Genomic DNA, 16,729 nt, shown 5'->3' with positions numbered 1-16,729 from the left:
AATCGTGCCTTTGATGTGCGGCGGACGGAACGCAATCGTCGCGATGTTGGATATCGACGGTATTGATGGTTGGCGCAGACCCCTTGTGGGAGCTGTATTTGACCCAATACCAGACAAACGGCCTGTCTCCCGCACCTATACTCAAATTTGCCGCTCCTTACTCTGGGAGACCAAAACCGTGACACCGCGCGCGCTGCTCGTTGCCGCCCTGTTTCTGCTGGCCGGCTGCGCCTCTCCGGCGCGGGCCCCTGTAACGGTGCCGGCGGTGGTGGTTTCACCCGCCACCTGGCAGCAAATCGACCGCGAAATCGTCAACGCCTCGCAACAGTCCACCGAGCAGGTCAAGCTGTTCGCCCGTGGCTCGATGGAACATTGGCGCACTCGCGTCTATCAGCAAACTGAAGAAAATTTCATCCCGTGGTTCAGCAGTTACTGGACCCAGGAATGGCTGTCGATGAAGGTCAGTTGGTACACGATCAGCGCGGGTGGTGAGGAGGACGCGTCGGCCAAGCGTCTGGCGGCGTATCTGCTTGAGCAATATCAGGAAAAGGTGTTGGCGCCGGTGGCCGTGGAGATCGATCCGGACGCGATCCTTGGCCAGGCCACGGCGTTCTATGCGCAACTGATGGCCCGGCAGATGCCGCTCATCGCTCAGCGGCATGGCGTGCCGATGGCTCAGCTCAATGGACATTTGCAGAGGATTGCGGCGATCGCCCTCGGCCCGCCGCCGGCGCGGGATGCGTCGCTGTATCAGGTCATCAGTAGCGAACCGTTGAACACGCTGCCGGCCTACGCGGCGCTGATCGACAAAATCCACACCGACGGTGGTTCGAAAGGCATTGCCTCGACCGACGCCGGTATGGCCCCGGTGGCCAAACGCGCCAGCCAGCGGATGGAGGCGCAAATGGCCCCGCGCGGCGCCGCCAGCGCAGTGGCCGCTGCAGCCGGCAAGCTGGCCGGGGCGATGATTTCGGTGGGCGTGGCGGGTATTCGCGCAATCATCCAGGCCAACGACCGCCCCGACAGTGAGGCGCTGATCCGCAGCAGTCTGGGTAACACCTTCGACAAGGCCTGGTTGAAGCTGGTGCAAAACCCGACCACCGGTGTCATGGCCGGCACGCTGCACATGGCCGGGCAGATCGAGCGCAATCTGGGCGCAGGTGAAGAGCCGTTGGTCGGGTTTGGGGCGAACCGTGTCGAATGGCAGCCGCCACCATCGACCAATCAGCAGATCGAACCCAACCTGCAAGGAGAATGACCATGGCCTACATCGATATCTTTGTCGCACCCGTGCCGACCGCCAATCGCGAGCAATACAAAAAACACTGTGTCATCGCAGCGAAACTGTTCAAGGAGTACGGCGCCCTGAGCGTCGTCGAATGCTGGGGTGAAGACGTGCCGGACGGCAAGATCACGTCGTTCCCGATGGCGGTGAAACTCAAGGAAGATGAAACCGTGGCCTCCGGCTGGCTGATCTGGCCGGACAAGGCCACCCGCGATGCGGGCATGGCGAAAATGATGGACGACCCTCGCATGCAACCGGACGTCAACCCGATGCCGTTCGACGGGCAGCGAATGATCTTCGCCGGGTTCAAATACCTCATCGAACCTTGAAACTCACGCAAGCCCGCTCCCACAGGTGTTGTATTTCACTCTGCCGATGGAGTAATCCGACAGCCTTTGCGATGACGAATCTGCTCATCCGTTGGCCGCTCTCGGACAAACTCGAAGCGCGGCTCACCTTCGCTGTAATGCACCAGCCAGCCCCATTCGAGCTCGGCTTCGTCCTGCCCGGGACTCGGTGGCCTGGCCCACCACGGCTCTTTGCTGAGGATCTCGCGCATGGCGGCCTCCGGTTGATGGCAATCCTTGAACTATAGACTTGTGTGGCGAGTCGTCAGAAAGGGGCAGGTAGAATCGGCAATCACAACCCTATAAGGAGCCAGGCCATGACGGATGAAAAACACGGGGATCTGCTGTCCAAGCGGCTGTTCTTTGCCCTGGACTGTCCACTGGCGCAGCGCAAGGCGATTGCCCAGTGGCGTGGGGAGTTGGGCTTGAGGACCGGCAAACCCGTGCCCGCCGACAATTTTCACCTGACGTTATTGTTTCTCGGTGCCGTGCCATTGGCGCAGATCGGCGAAGTCTGCGAAGCCGCCAGTAAGGTACGCACGCCGGGAGAGGCTGTGCGGATTTCGCTGGATCGCTTGCAGGTCTGGCATCGCGCCGGGGTGCTGTCGTTGGCGCCCGAGCAGGCACCGCAGGCGTTATTGCGTCTGGTCTATGCGCTTGAGCAGGCCATGTTGTCGTTTGGTTTTGAGGCGCCGTCACACGCGTTTCGCCCGCATCTGACGCTGGCCCGTGATTACCGTGCGCCCGAGCCGGAAGCCGCCGCACCGCCGGAGTTCTGCCTGCGTGCCGAGCGCTTTGCCCTGTTTGAATCGCACAAGGGGCGCTACCGCGTTTTGCAGGATTGGCCGCTGACCTGAGCGACAAAAAAAGGCGCCCGAGGGCGCCTGAAATTCACCTGAGCCGAGGGAGCCAGGTGAGGCCGTTCATGTGGGGCAGCGGTGGTAAGGCGCTGCGTGAACGGGAAATCATAAATCTTCAAACCGCCACCTATCCCCTGTGGGAGTGGGCTTGCTCACGAAGGCGTCAGGTCAGCCAATTCACAGGTGCCTGAGACTACGCTTTCGCGAGCAAGCCCGCTCCCACAGGGGTTTTCGGTTACTGGCCGAGTTTCACCCGCGTCCAGCCGCGGGTCATGATCCGTTGGGTGGCAATCGGCTGATCCGGCACCGCATACAACGTCGCCATCACCGCTTGCGACGGATACGAGCCCGGATCGTTGCGGATCGCTTCATCCACCAGTGGCGTCGCCGCCGAGTTGGCGTTGCTGTAGCCGATGTTGTTGGTGACTTCGGCGATGATGTCAGCACGCATCAGGAAATTCATGAACAGGTACGCGTTGTCGACGTTCGCCGCATCACGCGGGATCGCGACCATGTCGTAGAAGCTGCCGGCGCCTTCCTTGGGGATGCTGTAGTCGATCTTCACGTTGTTGCCCGATTCCGCCGCCCGGGCCTTGGCCTGCAGCACGTCACCGGAATAACCGACGGCCACGCAGATGTTGCCGTTGGCCAAATCGGAGATGTACTTCGAAGAGTGGAAGTACGCCACGTACGGGCGGATCTTCATGAACAGCACTTCGGCTTCGAGGATGTGCGACTTGTCCTTGTCGTTCACCGGATAGCCCAGGTAGTGCAGGGCGGCCGGGAGCATTTCGGTCGGCGAGTCGAGGAAGCTGATGCCACACGCCTTGAGCTTCTCGGCGTTTTGGGGCTTGAACAGCAAGTCCCAGGAATCGGTCGGGGCGTTGGCGCCGAGCACTTCCTTGACCTTGGCCGGATTGAACCCGATACCGATCGAGCCCCACATGTACGGGAACGCGTGAGCGTTGTCCGGATCACTGGCGGAGGCGTTTTTCAGCAGCACCGGGTTGAGATTTTTCCAGTTCGGCAGCTTCGATTTGTCCAGCGTTTGATACACGCCGGCCTTGATCTGCTTGGCCAGGAAACTGTTGGACGGCACGACGATGTCGTAACCGGATTTGCCCGCCAGCAAACGCGCCTCAAGGGTTTCGTTGCTGTCGAAGACGTCGTAGGTCACGCGGATGCCGGTCTCGTCTTCAAACTTCTTGACGGTGTCCGGCGCGATGTAATCGGACCAGTTGTAAACACGCAGCACCTTGTCGTTGGCCTGGGCGCCCATGGCCATTGCGCCCATTAAGGACAGTGTCAGCAGAGTCCTGCCAAACATTTTCATCGGTACAACTCCATTGTTCTTGTTCAAAAACTCAACGCGGTAAATCTGTGGCGAGGGGGCAAGCCCCGTCGCCACAACATCCGTTATCAAGCGCTGGCAGCGGTGCGTTGCGGTTGTTGCCACGACTCATTGGCGGTCTGATCCATCGCTTCCTGAATCGCACGTTTGCGGTTGGCTTCTGCCTTGCGGCCGAAATACCAGACCAGGAAGGTCACGATCGACACCGCCAGCAGAATCAGGCTGGCCACGGCATTGATCTCAGGCTTCACGCCCAGACGCACCGCCGAGAACACTTCCATCGGCAGGGTGGTAGAACCCGGACCCGACACGAAGCTTGCCAACACCAGGTCATCCAGCGACAAGGCAAACGACATCATCCCGCCCGCCGCCAGCGACGGCGCAATCATCGGAATGGTGATCAGGAAAAACACCTTGAAGGGTTTTGCCCCCAGATCCATTGCCGCTTCTTCAATCGACAGATCCAGTTCACGCAATCGGGCGGAAACGACCACCGCCACATAGGCTGCACAAAACGTGGTGTGGGCGATCCAGATGGTGACGATGCCACGTTCCTGCGGCCAACCGATCAACTGCGCCATCGCCACGAACAGCAGCAACAACGACAGACCGGTAATCACTTCGGGCATCACCAACGGCGCGGTGACCAAACCACCAAACAGTGTGCGCCCCTTGAAGCGTGTGACCCGCGTCAGCACAAACGCGGCCAGGGTGCCGAGGGCAACAGCGGCAATCGCGGTGTAGCAGGCGATTTCCAGCGAGCGCAGCACCGAGCCCATCAGTTGCGTGTTGTCGAGCAGGCCGACGTACCACTTCACCGACCAACCGCCCCACACCGTCACCAGTTTCGAGGCGTTGAACGAATAGATCACCAGAATCAGCATCGGCAGATAGATGAACATCAGGCCGAAGATCAGCATGAACTTTGCAAAACCGAAGCGTTTCATCCCCGTGCCTCCATCTCTTTGGCCTGGCTGCGGTTGAACAGCAGAATCGGCACAATCAGGATCAACAGCATCACCACTGCCAGGGCGGACGCCACCGGCCAGTCGCGGTTATTGAAGAACTCTTGCCACAACACGCGGCCGATCATCAGCGTCTCCGGGCCACCGAGCAGTTCTGGAATCACGAACTCACCGACCACCGGAATGAACACCAGCATGCAACCGGCGATGATGCCGTTCTTGGCCAGCGGCACGGTGATTTTCCAGAAGTTATTGAAGTTGCTCGAGCCCAGGTCTGACGCGGCTTCCAGCAGGCTGCCGTCGTGTTTGACGAGGTTGGCGTACAACGGCAACACCATGAACGGCAGATAGGCGTAAACCACACCGATATACACGGCCGTGTTGGTGTTGAGGATTTCGATCGGGTGATCGGTGAGCCCCGTCCACATCAGAAACGCGTTGAGCAAACCGTTGTTGCTGAGAATGCCCATCCACGCATACACGCGGATCAGGATCGCCGTCCAGGTCGGCATCATGATCAGCAGCAGCAAGACGTTTTGCGCTTCCTTGCTCGCCTTGGTGATCGCGTAAGCCATCGGGAAGCCGATCCCCAGGCACATCAGCGTGCTCAGTGCCGCGACCTTCAGCGAGCCGAGGTAGGCCGACAGATAAAGGTCGTCTTCACCCAACAGGGTGTAGTTGCCGATGTTCAGCAACAGTTGGAATTTCTGCTCGGCGTAGGTGTAGATCTCCGAGTAGGGCGGAATGGCCAGGGCTGCTTCCGAGAAGCTGATCTTCATCACCAGAAAGAACGGCAGCATGAAGAACAGGAACAGCCAGATGAACGGAATGCCGATCACCAGTTTTCGCCCGCTGGGCACCAGGCGCAGGAATTGCTGATTGAAAGTTTTCATGAGCGCAGTACCACGCCGCTGTCGTCTTCCCACCAGACGTAGACCTTGTCGTCCCAGGTCGGCCGTGCGCCACGACGTTCGGCGTTGGCCATGAACGACTGAACGATCTTGCCGCCGGGCAATTCCACGTAGAACACCGAGTGGCCGCCGAGGTAGGCGATGTCATGCACTTTGCCTTCGGACCAGTTGTAGCGGAACTCCGGTTGGGTGGTGCTGACGAGCATTTTTTCCGGACGGATCGCGTAGGTGATCGACTTGTCCTGTACGGAGGTGCTGACGCCGTGGCCGACGTAGATCTTCTGCTGCAAGTCCGGGCTGTGAATGATCGCGTGACCTTCCAGGTCTTCCACCACGGTGCCTTCGAAAGCGTTCACGTTGCCGATGAATTCGCACACCATGCGGCTGACCGGGGCTTCATAGATGTCGATCGGGCTACCAATCTGCGCGATCCAGCCCAGGTGCATGATCGCGATGCGTTCGGCCATGGTCATGGCTTCTTCCTGGTCGTGCGTCACCATCACGCACGTTACGCCGACGCGTTCGATGATTTGCACCAGTTCCAGCTGCATCTGCGAACGCAGCTTCTTATCCAGTGCGCCCATCGGTTCGTCGAGCAGCAACAGCTTCGGACGTTTGGCCAGCGAGCGGGCGAGGGCGACGCGCTGACGCTGGCCGCCGGACAACTGATGGGGTTTGCGCTTGGCGTATTGGGTCATGTGCACCAGGCGCAGCATCTCTTCGACGCGGGCGTCGATTTCGCTGGTGGGCAAACGGTCCTGCTTGAGGCCGAAGGCAATGTTCTGCGCCACGGTCATGTGCGGAAACAGCGCGTAGGACTGGAACATCATGTTGATCGGCCGCTCGTAGGGCGGCATGTCGGTGATGTCCACGCCGTCGAGCAAGATTCGCCCTTCAGTCGGGCGCTCGAAACCGGCCAGCATGCGCAGCAGGGTCGATTTGCCCGAACCGGAGCCACCGAGCAGGGCGAAAATTTCGCCCTGATGGATCTCCAGTGACACATCGTCCACGGCGGTGGTTTCGTCGAACTTCTTGGTCACGCGATCGACTTTCACCAGAACCTTTTTCGGTTGCTGATGACCTTCAAGAGCCTTCCTGTAAGTGCTGGAGGCGTTTGCCATGTGAAACTCCCAACAGGTTTCGTTCGCCGGGCCAATGTGGCCTGGCTTAAAAGTGGATTGCAGAGCGGTCAGCGCATTGCCTGTCGGATCACATCCCCCTGTGGGAGCGGGCTTGCTCGCGAATACGTCGTGTCAATCGACATCGTTGTTGCCTGACACACCGCTTTGGCGAGCAAGCCCGCTCCCACAGGGTTTTGCGTTGTCCTGACGGGCACTGCTCTTACCGATCCGGCTTGGTCGGCGCCGCCGTCCTGGCTGCCTGGGTCGTACTTGTTGTTATTACGGTTTGTCGTTTTCACGGATGACGGATGCACAAACGCGCAGCCGCCGACCCGTGGGGGCAGTAAACAGTGATGAAATCCCGGGTTGGGTCAGCGTTGGTTGCGTCGCGTCGCCCGTTGCCGGCAAGCCTGGCCGAACGCCTGGAAAATCCTCAGGTAGTTCGGGTTATCGAGTACCTGCCATTCCGGGTGCCATTGCACACCGAGGGCAAAGGTCGGGCTGTGCTCCACCGAGATCGCCTCGATCAGGCCATCCGGCGCCACCGCTTCGGCGCGCAGGCCGGGAGCGAGGCGGTCGATGCCCTGACTGTGAATCGAGTTGACCTGGAACTCGTCCGGCAACCCCAGCGCTTCGAACACGCCGCCACCAAGCACGGTGACGGCATGGGCCGGTGCGTATTGCACGGCCACATCCGGGCTGTCGGCTTCGCGGTGATCGAGCATGCCCGGCAACTCATGCACCTTCTGATGCAGGCTGCCGCCGAACGCGACGTTCATTTCCTGGAAACCACGGCAAATGCCCAGCACTGGAACGCCCGCCGCAATGGCGGCACGCAATAAAGGGAGGGTGGTGGCGTCTCGCGCCGGATCGTGATCCGTGCCGGGGACGCTGGCCGGGCCTTGATAGTGGAAAGGTTCCACATTGGAGGGCGAGCCGGTCAGCAACAGACCGTCGAGTTGACCGAGCAGGTCATCGATTTCAGTCAGGTTGCCAAGGGAAGGAATGACCACCGGCAGCCCCAGCGCCGCAACGCTGACAGCGCGAACGTACTTGTCGCCGCTGATGTGATAGGGGTGCAGGCCAATCTGTTTGACGCACGCAGTAACGCCGATCAATGGCTTGAATGCCATTTTTATTCACCTCGAAGTTTGACACTTGAACGAGCTTTTCCGGAGCTTAGCCTCGTTGCTTTTAATTAACAACTGCCATGTAAAAAATTCTAAACGCCGTTCATCCATCTTTCACGGTTTCCGGGTGTCTGGCGCTTGTGTTGGCATGAAAGTGTTAAAAAAAGCCCTAAAAATAAAGGCTGGGCGGTCAGGTGTTCGCTATTGACTTCACTTTGTCTTTCGGATTGACTGGCTCGGCGAAACAGCAGTGAACATAATAATTAACAGCTAAATAGGTGCATCATGTCGGTCCCTCTGCGTGCCGTTCAACTCAACGAAGCAAACGCATTCCTTAAGAAACATCCTGAGGTTTTGTACGTCGACCTTCTGATTGCGGATATGAACGGTGTGGTGCGCGGCAAGCGCATCGAACGCACCAGTCTTCATAAGGTTTACGAGAAAGGCATCAACCTGCCGGCCTCGCTTTTCGCCCTCGACATCAATGGCTCCACGGTCGAAAGCACTGGCCTGGGGCTGGACATCGGCGACGCTGACCGCATCTGCTACCCGATCCCTGGCACCCTGAGCATCGAGCCGTGGCAGAAGCGCCCCACCGCACAATTGTTGATGACCATGCACGAGATCGAAGGCCAGCCGTTTTTCGCTGACCCGCGTGAAGTGTTGGCCAACGTGGTGCGCAAGTTCGATGAAATGGGCCTGACCCTTTGCGCGGCGTTCGAACTGGAGTTCTATCTGATCGACCAGGACAACGTGAACGGCCGTCCGCAGTCGCCACGTTCGCCGGTGTCCGGCAAGCGTCCGGTGTCGACTCAGGTCTACCTGATCGACGACCTCGACGAGTACGTCGACTGCCTGCAAGACATCCTCGAAGGCGCGAAAGAGCAGGGCATCCCCGCTGACGCCATCGTCAAGGAAAGCGCCCCGGCGCAGTTCGAAGTCAACCTGCATCACGTTTGCGACCCGATCAAGGCGTGCGACTACGCCGTCCTGCTCAAGCGTCTGGTGAAAAACATCGCCTACGACCACGAGATGGACACCACCTTCATGGCCAAGCCGTATCCGGGCCAGGCGGGCAACGGTCTGCACGTACACATTTCGATTCTGGACAAAGAAGGCAACAACATTTTCGCCAGCGAGGATCCCGAGCAGAACGCCGCGCTGCGACACGCAATCGGCGGTGTGCTGGAGACCCTGCCTGCGCAAATGGCGTTCCTCTGCCCGAACGTCAACTCGTACCGCCGCTTCGGCGCACAGTTCTACGTGCCGAACTCGCCGAGCTGGGGCATCGACAACCGCACCGTGGCGGTCCGTGTGCCGACCGGTTCGGCCGACGCCGTGCGCATCGAACACCGCGTGGCCGGTGCCGACGCCAACCCGTACCTGCTGATGGCGTCGGTGCTGGCCGGTATCCACCACGGCCTGACCAACCAGATCGAACCGGGTGCGCCGGTGGAAGGCAACAGCTACGAGCAGAACGAGCAGAGCCTGCCGAACAACCTGCGCGACGCACTGCGCGAGCTGGACGACAGCGAAGTCATGGCCCGCTACATCGACCCGCTGTACATCGACGTGTTCGTCGCGTGCAAGGAAAGCGAGCTGGCCGAGTTCGAAAACTCGATCTCTGACCTTGAGTACAACTGGTACCTGCATACGGTCTGATTTGCAGACCAACACCGACCCAATGTGGGAGCGGGCTTGCACGCGAATGCGGTGTGTCATTCAAAATCATTTTGTCTGGCATGGTGCTTTCGCGAGCAAGCCCGCTCCCACAGGGGATACGGTTACCAGGTTTTGATGAGTGGGCGATCGCCTGCCATCACCCCAATCCCCCCTTGTCGAGCCACAACAATGACTACAACCCGCAACGACTGGGAACAACGCTTCCAGTCCCTGACCCTCGAATCCCGCGCGTTCATCAACGGCGAATACCGCCCGGCGATCAGCGGCGACACCTTTGAATGCCTGAGCCCCGTCGACGGCCGTTTCCTCGCCTGCGTGGCCAGTACCGACGAAGCCGACGCCAACCTCGCTGTTGAAGTCGCTCGCCAGTCTTTCGAATCCGGCGTGTGGGCGAAAAAAGCCCCGGCCGAGCGCAAGCGCATCCTGATCCGCTTCGCCGATCTGATCCTGCAACACCAGGAAGAACTGGCGCTGCTTGAAACCCTGGACATGGGCAAACCGATCAGCGACTCCATGAGCATCGACATCCCGGCGACCGCCAACGCGATCCGCTGGAGCGCCGAAGCCATCGACAAAATCTACGACGAAGTCGCCGCCACGCCGCACGACCAACTCGGTCTGGTGACCCGCGAACCTTCGGGCGTGGTTGCCGCCATCGTGCCTTGGAACTTCCCGCTGATCATGGCCAGCTGGAAGTTCGCTCCAGCACTGGCCGCCGGTAATTCGTTCATTCTCAAGCCTTCGGAAAAGTCGCCACTGACTGCCATCCGCATCGCGCAACTGGCGCTGGATGCCGGCATTCCAAAAGGCGTGTTCAACGTCCTGCCGGGCTTTGGTCACACCGTCGGCAAAGCGCTGGCGTTGCACATGGACGTCGACGTGCTGGCCTTTACTGGCTCCACGGCGATTGCCAAGCAACTGATGATTTATGCCGGCCAAAGCAACATGAAACGCGTTTGGCTCGAGGCCGGGGGCAAGAGCCCGAACGTGGTGTTTGCTGACGCCCCGGACTTGCGCGCAGCAGCCCAGGCCGCCGCCGGCGCCATCGCCTTCAACCAGGGCGAAGTGTGCACCGCCGGCTCGCGTCTGCTGGTCGAGCGTTCGATCCGCGAGCAATTCATCCCCCTGCTGGTGGAAGCGCTGCAAGCGTGGAAACCCGGTCACTCCCTCGACCCGGCCACCACCGTCGGCGCCGTGGTTGATCAGCGTCAACTCGACAACGTGCTGCGCTACATCAGCATCGGTCGCGAGCAGGGCGCCGAACTGATCGCTGGCGGCCAACGCACCCTCGAAGAAACCGGTGGCCTCTACGTGCAACCGGCGCTTTTCGACGGCGTAACCAACGCCATGACCATCGCCCAGGAAGAGATTTTTGGCCCGGTGCTGTCGCTGATCACCTTCGACACTGTGGAAGAAGCACTGCACATCGCCAACGACAGTATCTTCGGCCTCGCCGCCGGGGTCTGGACCAGCAACCTGAGCAAGGCGCACACCTTCGCTCGCGGCCTGCGCGCCGGCAGTGTGTGGGTCAACCAGTACGACGGCGGCGACATGACCGCGCCGTTCGGTGGCTTTAAACAGTCGGGCAACGGTCGCGACAAGTCGCTGCATGCGTTCGACAAGTACACCGAGCTGAAAGCGACCTGGATCAAGCTCTAATTCTTTTACAGCGACGGTCGCAGGTGTTCTGCGGCCATCGGAGAAACGTATGAAACAACAACACGTAAACAGCTACTACGCCGCCACCCGTAACGAAGTCATCGACTTTCCGATGCTGGAAGAAGCGGTGGACTGCGACGTCTGCATCATCGGCGCCGGTTACACCGGTTTGTCCTCGGCGCTGTTCCTGACCGAAGCCGGCTATAAAGTGACGGTGCTGGAAGCGGCGAAAGTCGGCTACGGCGCCAGCGGCCGCAATGGCGGTCAACTGGTCAATTCCTACAGCCGCGACGTCGACGTGATCGAAGAGCGCTACGGCGACAAGACCGCAGAAATCCTCGGCAGCATGATCTTCGAAGGCGCCGACATCATCCGTTCGCGCATCAAGGACTACGACATCCAGTGCGACTACCGCCCGGGCGGCATTTTCGCGGCGATGAACAAGAAGCAGCTCAACGGTTTGGCCGAGCAGAAGCGCAACTGGGAACGCTACGGCAATCGCAATCTGAAGATGCTCGACGCGGCGGACATTCGTCGCGAAGTCGGCTCCGACGCCTACGTCGGTGGTCTGCTGGACATGCAGGGCGGCCATGTTCACCCGCTGAACCTGGCCCTCGGTGAGGCCGCTGCAATCACGCGCCTGGGCGGCAAGATCTACGAGCAATCGGCCGCCGTGGAGATCACCTACGGCGAGCCCAACGTCGTGCGCACCGCCAAAGGCCTGGTACGCGCCAAGTACCTGTTGATCGCCGGTAACGCCTACCTGCCGCAAGGCCTCGACAACCGCGTGACCGCGAAAAGCATGCCGTGCGGCTCGCAGATCGTCGTCACCGAACCGTTGACCGAGAAGCAGGCGCGCAGCCTGATCACCAACAACTACTGCGTCGAAGACTGCAACTATCTGCTGGATTACTACCGCCTGACGGCCGATAACCGTCTGCTGTACGGCGGCGGCGTGGTCTACGGCGCGCGGGAACCGGACGACATCGAACAACTGATCCGCCCGAAGATCCTCAAGACCTTCCCACAACTCAAGGATGTGAAAATCGACTACCGCTGGACCGGCAACTTCTTGCTGACCATGTCACGCATGCCGCAATTCGGCCGCATCGAGAAAAACGCCTACTACATGCAAGGCTACAGCGGCCACGGCGTCACCTGCTCGCACCTGGCCGGCAAACTGATCTCGGAGATGATCCGCGGCGACGCCGAACGCTTCAACGCCTTCGCCTCCCTGCCACACATGCCCATGCTCGGCGGCCGTACCTTCTCCGCCCCATTGACCGCCCTCGGTGCCGTCTACTACTCGCTACGCGACCGCTTCGGCATTTAGGTTACCTCCCCGGCGGCGGCCCCCAAGACTCCCGCCGGTTTTTTTCCTGAGTCCAGCGCTCAAACTGTGGAAGCTGATCTGCCAGCGATAGCGTCATGACGGGGTGTGCAAGGCCAACTGCTTGATCACTTCAACCACTGGCGCCACCCGTTCAGCCTGCCCATGCGGCCACACCGCATAGAGGTTGTAATGCGCCGCAATCTGCGCCAGACCGTCCGACAACACACTGGCAAACAACTGCCCGGCATCCGTCAGGTTGCTGCCGCCACCTTCACGCACGAACAGCGGCTGGCCGATGAACTGCATTTCGGTCGTGCCGCTGAGCGGTTGCATATCTGTCAGCCGCCTCTGAGCCAGCAGATTCGCCTGCTGGAAGAAGAACTCGGCACGCCGCTGTTCGAACGCAGTCATCACCGCGTTGAGCTGACAGCGGCGGGGTTGGTGTTCAAGGCGCTGACGCCACCGCTGCCGGAAGTGCCGCTGTACGCCACCTATCGGGCGGACGATGCTTCGCCGATGCTCAAGCTGTTTCTCGATACGTTGCGTGAGTGGGTGGAACACTGATCCCTGTGAGAGCGGGCCAGCCCGCGAGGAGGCCGGATAAATCAGCATCAAGTCTTATGACGGACCCTTGCAGGTGCTTCGCACGATCACGCGCCGCTGCGGTCGTAATCTTCACATGGTCGTATCACTTGTGGAGATCCAATGAGCCAGGAAGTCCTGACCCGCGAAACCAATCGTCGTCAGTTGCAACAGATCATCGCCGGGTTGTCCGACGGGGTGATTCTGCTTGAGCTTGATCAGAGCATCCTCTGGGCTAATGAAGCGGCGTTGGCCATGCACGGCGTCAACCGGATCGGTGAGCTGGGCACGAACGCCGATGAGTACGCCAAGCGCTTCAGCCTGCGTTATCGCAACAATCACCCGGTGCCGCCCGAGAACTATCCCATTAGCCGTGCCGCGCGTTGCGAAGCCTTCAGCGACGTGTTGATCGAGGTGTTCGCTGTGGATGACCCCGAGCGCATCTGGGTTCACAGCGTGCGCAGCATGGTGCTGACCGACCGTGATGGCCAGCCCGAGTCGCTGGTGCTGATCATGAGTGACGTTACTGATTGGGCCAATGCTGAGCAGCGCTTCGAAAAGACCTTCAATGCCAATCCGGCACCGGCGGTGATCTGCCGTCTCAGCGATTTGCGGTATATCAAGGTCAATCCGGGGTTCCTGGAGATGACTGGCTACACCCGCGACCAAGTGATTGGCACCTCGGCCTATGAAATCGACATCCTTGAGCAGGCCGATGATAAAGACCTGGCCATCCAGCGCCTGCGCGATGTGGCGACTATTCCGCAGATGCAGGCTGAACTGCGATTGCCCGATGGCACCACCAAGCAAGTGATCGTTGCCGGACAACCGCTGGTGCTTAATGACGAGCCGTGCATGTTGTTTTCCTTTGTCGACATGGAGTCGCGGCGCCAGGCTGAAGTGGCGCTGCGCCAGAGTGAAGAGCGGTTTGCCAAGGCTTTTCGCCTGACCCCGGTGCCGATTCTGATCTGCAGCGCCGACGAGCAACGGGTCATCGACGTCAATCAAGCGTTCCTCGATACCCTGGCCTATGCCGGCGAAGACGTCGTGGGCAAAACCGTGACGCAACTGAACGTTATCAACGACGCCGAAGAGCGCGAACGGTTGCTGGTGGCACTGGAGAAAAACGGCCGGGTTGATCGGGTCGACGTAAGCGTGCGCAAGCAGGATGCAGATTTGCTTGAATGCACGCTGTCCGCCGACACGGTCAATATTCAGGGCATACCGTGCTACCTGCTGGTGCTGATGGACATCTCCGAGCGCAAGCGTACCGAGCTTGAACTGGTGGCGGCGATTGAAGAGGTGATGAAGGACGCTTCGTGGTTCAGTCGCACGCTGATCGAAAAACTGGCCAATGTGAAGAAGGTCAACTCGCCGCAATTGCCGAGTGTGTCGTTCACCGAGCTGACCGCTCGTGAGCGCGATGTGCTGGGGTTGATCTGCGAGGGGCTGGCGGACAAGGAGATCGCGGCGCGGCTGAAACTGGCACCGAACACGGTGCGTAATCATGTGGCGACGGTGTATTCCAAACTGGATGTGCACAGCCGCAGTGAAGCAATTGTCTGGGCGCGCGAGCGTGGCTTGTTTTCGGGCGATTGGCGCAGCAAAGGCCAGCGATAGGGTGCAAATGCACTAGTGCGACAGGTGCAAATTCGTGTGTTGCTGTGAGGAGGCTGTTCTTAGTCTGGCGGGGTGCGATACGAGCCTTTTTTTGGCTTGGGATCGTGTCCCAGTGAGACAGTTCAAGGAATAGCTCCAATGATGAATCTTGCGCAGTTGCGCGCGCGGCTTGAGCACAGTTTTTCGCCGCTGGCTTGTGAGTGTTCGGTGGATGGTGATCATTCGCTGACGGTGAAGCTGTTTGACCCGGTTTCCGGGCAGGTGGATTTGGTGATCGGTGGTTTGAAACTCGATGCTTTGCGCACGTCCGGGTCTGTCGATGTGTTGATTGATGAATTGCGGTATGAGTTGCAGAGCAACTCTTTGGGGACTTCGCGGGATCCTGATCTGGCGTAGATTATGGTGTGGGCAGGTTGCTTGCTGGGGCTCTGAGTTCCTTCGTTTCGGGGCGCACCAATAGCAGCCGTGGTCGCCGACCCATTTCTGTCGGATGCCCGCGATCCCTGTGGGAATGGGCTTGCTCGCGAAAGCGGCCAGACTGGCCAGCGGCTTGTGCAGGCAACCTGCGCCGGGAGCACAACGCAAAATCGACAGCCAGTCTTCCCTGATCTGACCGTTTTACTGGCGCTTGCGAGGGGCTCGGCTATAAAGAATGAGTGGTCAGGTCTTCCGTGGTCGGTTTGGTCGCGGGAGTTTGTCTCTCTTTTCGCGGGTCGTCCTATGAACAATCTTGGGAAACGCGTGTGTTCGCCGTTGTCGTTGGTTTTTTCTGTGGCGCTGTTGGCCGGTTGTGCCAGTGCGCCGCCACCGCCACCGGTAATGCCACCTGCGCCGCCGGAACGCACCTGCCAGGTCCTCGAGAATACCGAGGTAGCCGGCGATGTGTATGCCGACGGGCAAGTGACTCGTCACATCACCACTACCCGTTGCATCACCCAATAGCGTGCGCAGGGCAATAGTCTCGGTCTGAGCTGATTGTGCTGGAGGCTGGCGAGGTGGGCGGGACGGTGTTGAGTTTCGGTTGGCAAGTGCCAAGGGTCTTGGCCTGGTACACATGCCCTGTGGACGCGAGCACGCTCACCTCCACAGGGTTATTGATTGACCGCCAGGATCAGGACAGGAACCCGCCGTCCACGTTCAGTGAGACGCCTGTGGTGTAGCTCGACGCATCACTGGCCAGGTACAGCACCGCACCGGCCATTTCACTCGGATCGGCCACACGCTTGAGCGGGATCTGCGTCAGTGCCTGTTTCAGAATCGCGTCGTTCTTCACCAGCGCCGAGGCGAACTTGGTGTCGGTAAGGCCCGGCAGCAGGGCGTTGCAGCGGATGCCGAATTGCGCGCATTCCTTGGCGAAGACCTTGGTCATGTTGATCACCGCCGCTTTGGTCACCGAGTAGATGCCCTGAAAGATCCCCGGCGAGATGCCGTTGATCGAGGCGACGTTGATGATGCTGCCACCACCGTTTTCGCGCATCAGCTTGCCCGCTTCCACGGACATGAAAAAGTAGCCACGGATGTTCACGTCGACGGTCTTCTGGAACGCGCCCAGATCGGTGTCCAGCACGTTGCAGAACTGCGGGTTGGTGGCGGCATTGTTCACCAGAATATCCAGGCGGCCGAACTGTTCCTTGATCCCGGCGAACACTTGGCTGATCTGTTCCATTTCACCGATGTGGCAGGCCACCGCGGTGGCTTTGCCGCCGTCAGCGATGATGGCGTCGGCGACGTGCTGGCAGCCGTCGAGTTTGCGACTGGAAACGATGACGTGGGCGCCTTGTTGGGCGAGCAGTTTGGCGATGGCTTCACCGATGCCACGGCTGGCGCCGGAGACGAAAGCGATCTTGCCGTCGAGGTCGAACAACTGAGTCTTGGACATAAG

Annotated in this window: 17 protein-coding genes and 1 pseudogene; 10 read left to right on the top strand and 8 right to left on the bottom strand. The window is 59.9% G+C overall.

Annotated elements, in window-relative coordinates; genetic code table 11:
- Positions 1-178: 178 nt before the first annotated feature.
- Positions 179-1,258 carry a hypothetical protein gene (locus AACY11_RS07220; protein WP_339465630.1) on the top strand — a complete coding sequence of 360 codons (1,080 nt, stop codon included), beginning with the start codon at positions 179-181 and terminating at the stop codon, positions 1,256-1,258.
- A gap of 2 nt (positions 1,259-1,260) precedes the next feature.
- A complete protein-coding gene (locus tag AACY11_RS07215; RefSeq protein WP_339432734.1) occupies positions 1,261-1,614 on the top strand; it encodes a DUF1428 domain-containing protein in 354 nt (117 codons plus the stop codon).
- Between the two features lie 35 nt (positions 1,615-1,649).
- Here the strand turns inward: AACY11_RS07215 and AACY11_RS07210 are convergent, their stop codons facing one another.
- Complete coding sequence (locus AACY11_RS07210) at positions 1,650-1,844, bottom strand: hypothetical protein (protein ID WP_339432733.1); 195 nt, start codon at positions 1,842-1,844, stop codon at positions 1,650-1,652.
- Positions 1,845-1,949: 105 nt separating this feature from the next.
- On the opposite strand from AACY11_RS07210, the gene thpR reads away from it, so the two are divergent.
- Positions 1,950-2,489: an RNA 2',3'-cyclic phosphodiesterase gene (gene thpR / locus AACY11_RS07205; RefSeq protein ID WP_339494230.1), complete on the top strand. Its 540-nt coding sequence runs from the start codon at positions 1,950-1,952 to the stop codon at positions 2,487-2,489.
- A 238-nt stretch (positions 2,490-2,727) separates the two neighbouring features.
- On the opposite strand, the gene AACY11_RS07200 is transcribed toward thpR, so the two are convergent.
- The 5 genes from AACY11_RS07200 to AACY11_RS07180 all read right to left on the bottom strand — a co-directional run bounded on the left by AACY11_RS07200 (position 2,728) and on the right by AACY11_RS07180 (position 7,973).
- The gene (locus AACY11_RS07200; RefSeq protein ID WP_339465629.1) at positions 2,728-3,825 is read right to left on the bottom strand and encodes a polyamine ABC transporter substrate-binding protein; all 1,098 of its coding nucleotides are present in this window, start codon (positions 3,823-3,825) and stop codon (positions 2,728-2,730) included.
- An 86-nt stretch (positions 3,826-3,911) separates the two neighbouring features.
- A complete protein-coding gene (locus tag AACY11_RS07195) occupies positions 3,912-4,790 on the bottom strand; it encodes an ABC transporter permease subunit (protein ID WP_339432730.1) in 879 nt (292 codons plus the stop codon).
- Entirely contained in the window at positions 4,787-5,668 is an 882-nt protein-coding gene (locus AACY11_RS07190) for an ABC transporter permease subunit (RefSeq protein ID WP_339432751.1), read from the bottom strand. Before AACY11_RS07190 ends, AACY11_RS07195 begins: the two co-directional genes overlap by 4 nt.
- A gap of 29 nt (positions 5,669-5,697) precedes the next feature.
- Positions 5,698-6,840 carry a polyamine ABC transporter ATP-binding protein gene (gene potA, locus AACY11_RS07185; protein WP_339494228.1) on the bottom strand — a complete coding sequence of 381 codons (1,143 nt, stop codon included), beginning with the start codon at positions 6,838-6,840 and terminating at the stop codon, positions 5,698-5,700.
- Positions 6,841-7,211: 371 nt separating this feature from the next.
- On the bottom strand, positions 7,212-7,973 hold the full coding sequence (locus AACY11_RS07180; RefSeq protein WP_339432728.1) for a gamma-glutamyl-gamma-aminobutyrate hydrolase family protein: 762 nt from the start codon (positions 7,971-7,973) through the stop codon (positions 7,212-7,214).
- A gap of 282 nt (positions 7,974-8,255) precedes the next feature.
- On the opposite strand from AACY11_RS07180, the gene AACY11_RS07175 reads away from it, so the two are divergent.
- From AACY11_RS07175 to AACY11_RS07165, 3 genes are all read left to right on the top strand, one after another.
- Positions 8,256-9,632 (top strand): glutamine synthetase family protein, encoded by a 1,377-nt coding sequence (locus tag AACY11_RS07175; RefSeq protein WP_339432727.1) that lies wholly within the window; start codon positions 8,256-8,258, stop codon positions 9,630-9,632.
- A gap of 189 nt (positions 9,633-9,821) precedes the next feature.
- Positions 9,822-11,312, top strand: coding sequence for an aldehyde dehydrogenase (locus AACY11_RS07170; RefSeq protein WP_339432726.1), 1,491 nt, complete (start codon positions 9,822-9,824; stop codon positions 11,310-11,312).
- 49 nt (positions 11,313-11,361) lie between these two features.
- Positions 11,362-12,645, top strand: coding sequence for an NAD(P)/FAD-dependent oxidoreductase (locus tag AACY11_RS07165; protein WP_339432725.1), 1,284 nt, complete (start codon positions 11,362-11,364; stop codon positions 12,643-12,645).
- 93 nt (positions 12,646-12,738) lie between these two features.
- Here AACY11_RS07165 and AACY11_RS07160 read toward each other — a convergent pair whose 3' ends face one another.
- Positions 12,739-12,978, bottom strand: a complete 240-nt coding sequence (locus tag AACY11_RS07160) for a hypothetical protein (protein WP_339432752.1) — start codon at positions 12,976-12,978, stop codon at positions 12,739-12,741.
- On the opposite strand from AACY11_RS07160, the pseudogene AACY11_RS07155 reads away from it, so the two are divergent.
- From AACY11_RS07155 to AACY11_RS07140, 4 genes and pseudogenes are all read left to right on the top strand, one after another.
- A pseudogene (locus AACY11_RS07155) lies at positions 12,934-13,092 on the top strand (LysR family transcriptional regulator); the annotation flags it as partial. The gene AACY11_RS07160 and the pseudogene AACY11_RS07155 overlap by 45 nt on opposite strands.
- 258 nt (positions 13,093-13,350) lie before the next feature.
- Entirely contained in the window at positions 13,351-14,847 is a 1,497-nt protein-coding gene (locus tag AACY11_RS07150; protein WP_339494226.1) for a helix-turn-helix transcriptional regulator, read from the top strand.
- 138 nt (positions 14,848-14,985) lie between these two features.
- On the top strand, positions 14,986-15,243 hold the full coding sequence (locus tag AACY11_RS07145; protein WP_339432723.1) for a DUF1652 domain-containing protein: 258 nt from the start codon (positions 14,986-14,988) through the stop codon (positions 15,241-15,243).
- Positions 15,244-15,567: 324 nt separating this feature from the next.
- Positions 15,568-15,789 carry a hypothetical protein gene (locus AACY11_RS07140; RefSeq protein ID WP_339432722.1) on the top strand — a complete coding sequence of 74 codons (222 nt, stop codon included), beginning with the start codon at positions 15,568-15,570 and terminating at the stop codon, positions 15,787-15,789.
- A 169-nt stretch (positions 15,790-15,958) separates the two neighbouring features.
- Here the strand turns inward: AACY11_RS07140 and AACY11_RS07135 are convergent, their stop codons facing one another.
- Entirely contained in the window at positions 15,959-16,726 is a 768-nt protein-coding gene (locus tag AACY11_RS07135; RefSeq protein WP_221732683.1) for an SDR family oxidoreductase, read from the bottom strand.
- Between the last annotated feature and the right edge of the window lie 3 nt (positions 16,727-16,729).

The organism is Pseudomonas sp. RA_105y_Pfl2_P56, from assembly GCF_963970845.1.
In the GTDB taxonomy this organism is placed as follows: domain Bacteria; phylum Pseudomonadota; class Gammaproteobacteria; order Pseudomonadales; family Pseudomonadaceae; genus Aquipseudomonas; species Aquipseudomonas baetica_A.
The sequence above is the reverse complement of the archived record's forward strand: the minus strand, read 5'-3'. Positions and strand labels throughout refer to the sequence as shown.

What these genes read in the sequence shown, in the direction of transcription:
- AACY11_RS07150 (WP_339494226.1), top strand. Translation starts at nt 13,351, where the DNA reads ATGAGCCAGGAAGTCCTGACCCGCGAAACCAATCGTCGTCAGTTGCAA.
- AACY11_RS07140 (WP_339432722.1), top strand. Translation starts at nt 15,568, where the DNA reads ATGAACAATCTTGGGAAACGCGTGTGTTCGCCGTTGTCGTTGGTTTTT.
- AACY11_RS07170 (WP_339432726.1), top strand. Translation starts at nt 9,822, where the DNA reads ATGACTACAACCCGCAACGACTGGGAACAACGCTTCCAGTCCCTGACC.
- AACY11_RS07135 (WP_221732683.1), bottom strand. Translation starts at nt 16,726, where the DNA reads ATGTCCAAGACTCAGTTGTTCGACCTCGACGGCAAGATCGCTTTCGTC.
- AACY11_RS07175 (WP_339432727.1), top strand. Translation starts at nt 8,256, where the DNA reads ATGTCGGTCCCTCTGCGTGCCGTTCAACTCAACGAAGCAAACGCATTC.
- AACY11_RS07195 (WP_339432730.1), bottom strand. Translation starts at nt 4,790, where the DNA reads ATGAAACGCTTCGGTTTTGCAAAGTTCATGCTGATCTTCGGCCTGATG.
- AACY11_RS07145 (WP_339432723.1), top strand. Translation starts at nt 14,986, where the DNA reads ATGATGAATCTTGCGCAGTTGCGCGCGCGGCTTGAGCACAGTTTTTCG.
- AACY11_RS07210 (WP_339432733.1), bottom strand. Translation starts at nt 1,844, where the DNA reads ATGCGCGAGATCCTCAGCAAAGAGCCGTGGTGGGCCAGGCCACCGAGT.
- potA (WP_339494228.1), bottom strand. Translation starts at nt 6,840, where the DNA reads ATGGCAAACGCCTCCAGCACTTACAGGAAGGCTCTTGAAGGTCATCAG.
- AACY11_RS07160 (WP_339432752.1), bottom strand. Translation starts at nt 12,978, where the DNA reads ATGCAACCGCTCAGCGGCACGACCGAAATGCAGTTCATCGGCCAGCCG.
- thpR (WP_339494230.1), top strand. Translation starts at nt 1,950, where the DNA reads ATGACGGATGAAAAACACGGGGATCTGCTGTCCAAGCGGCTGTTCTTT.
- AACY11_RS07215 (WP_339432734.1), top strand. Translation starts at nt 1,261, where the DNA reads ATGGCCTACATCGATATCTTTGTCGCACCCGTGCCGACCGCCAATCGC.
- AACY11_RS07180 (WP_339432728.1), bottom strand. Translation starts at nt 7,973, where the DNA reads ATGGCATTCAAGCCATTGATCGGCGTTACTGCGTGCGTCAAACAGATT.
- AACY11_RS07165 (WP_339432725.1), top strand. Translation starts at nt 11,362, where the DNA reads ATGAAACAACAACACGTAAACAGCTACTACGCCGCCACCCGTAACGAA.
- AACY11_RS07200 (WP_339465629.1), bottom strand. Translation starts at nt 3,825, where the DNA reads ATGAAAATGTTTGGCAGGACTCTGCTGACACTGTCCTTAATGGGCGCA.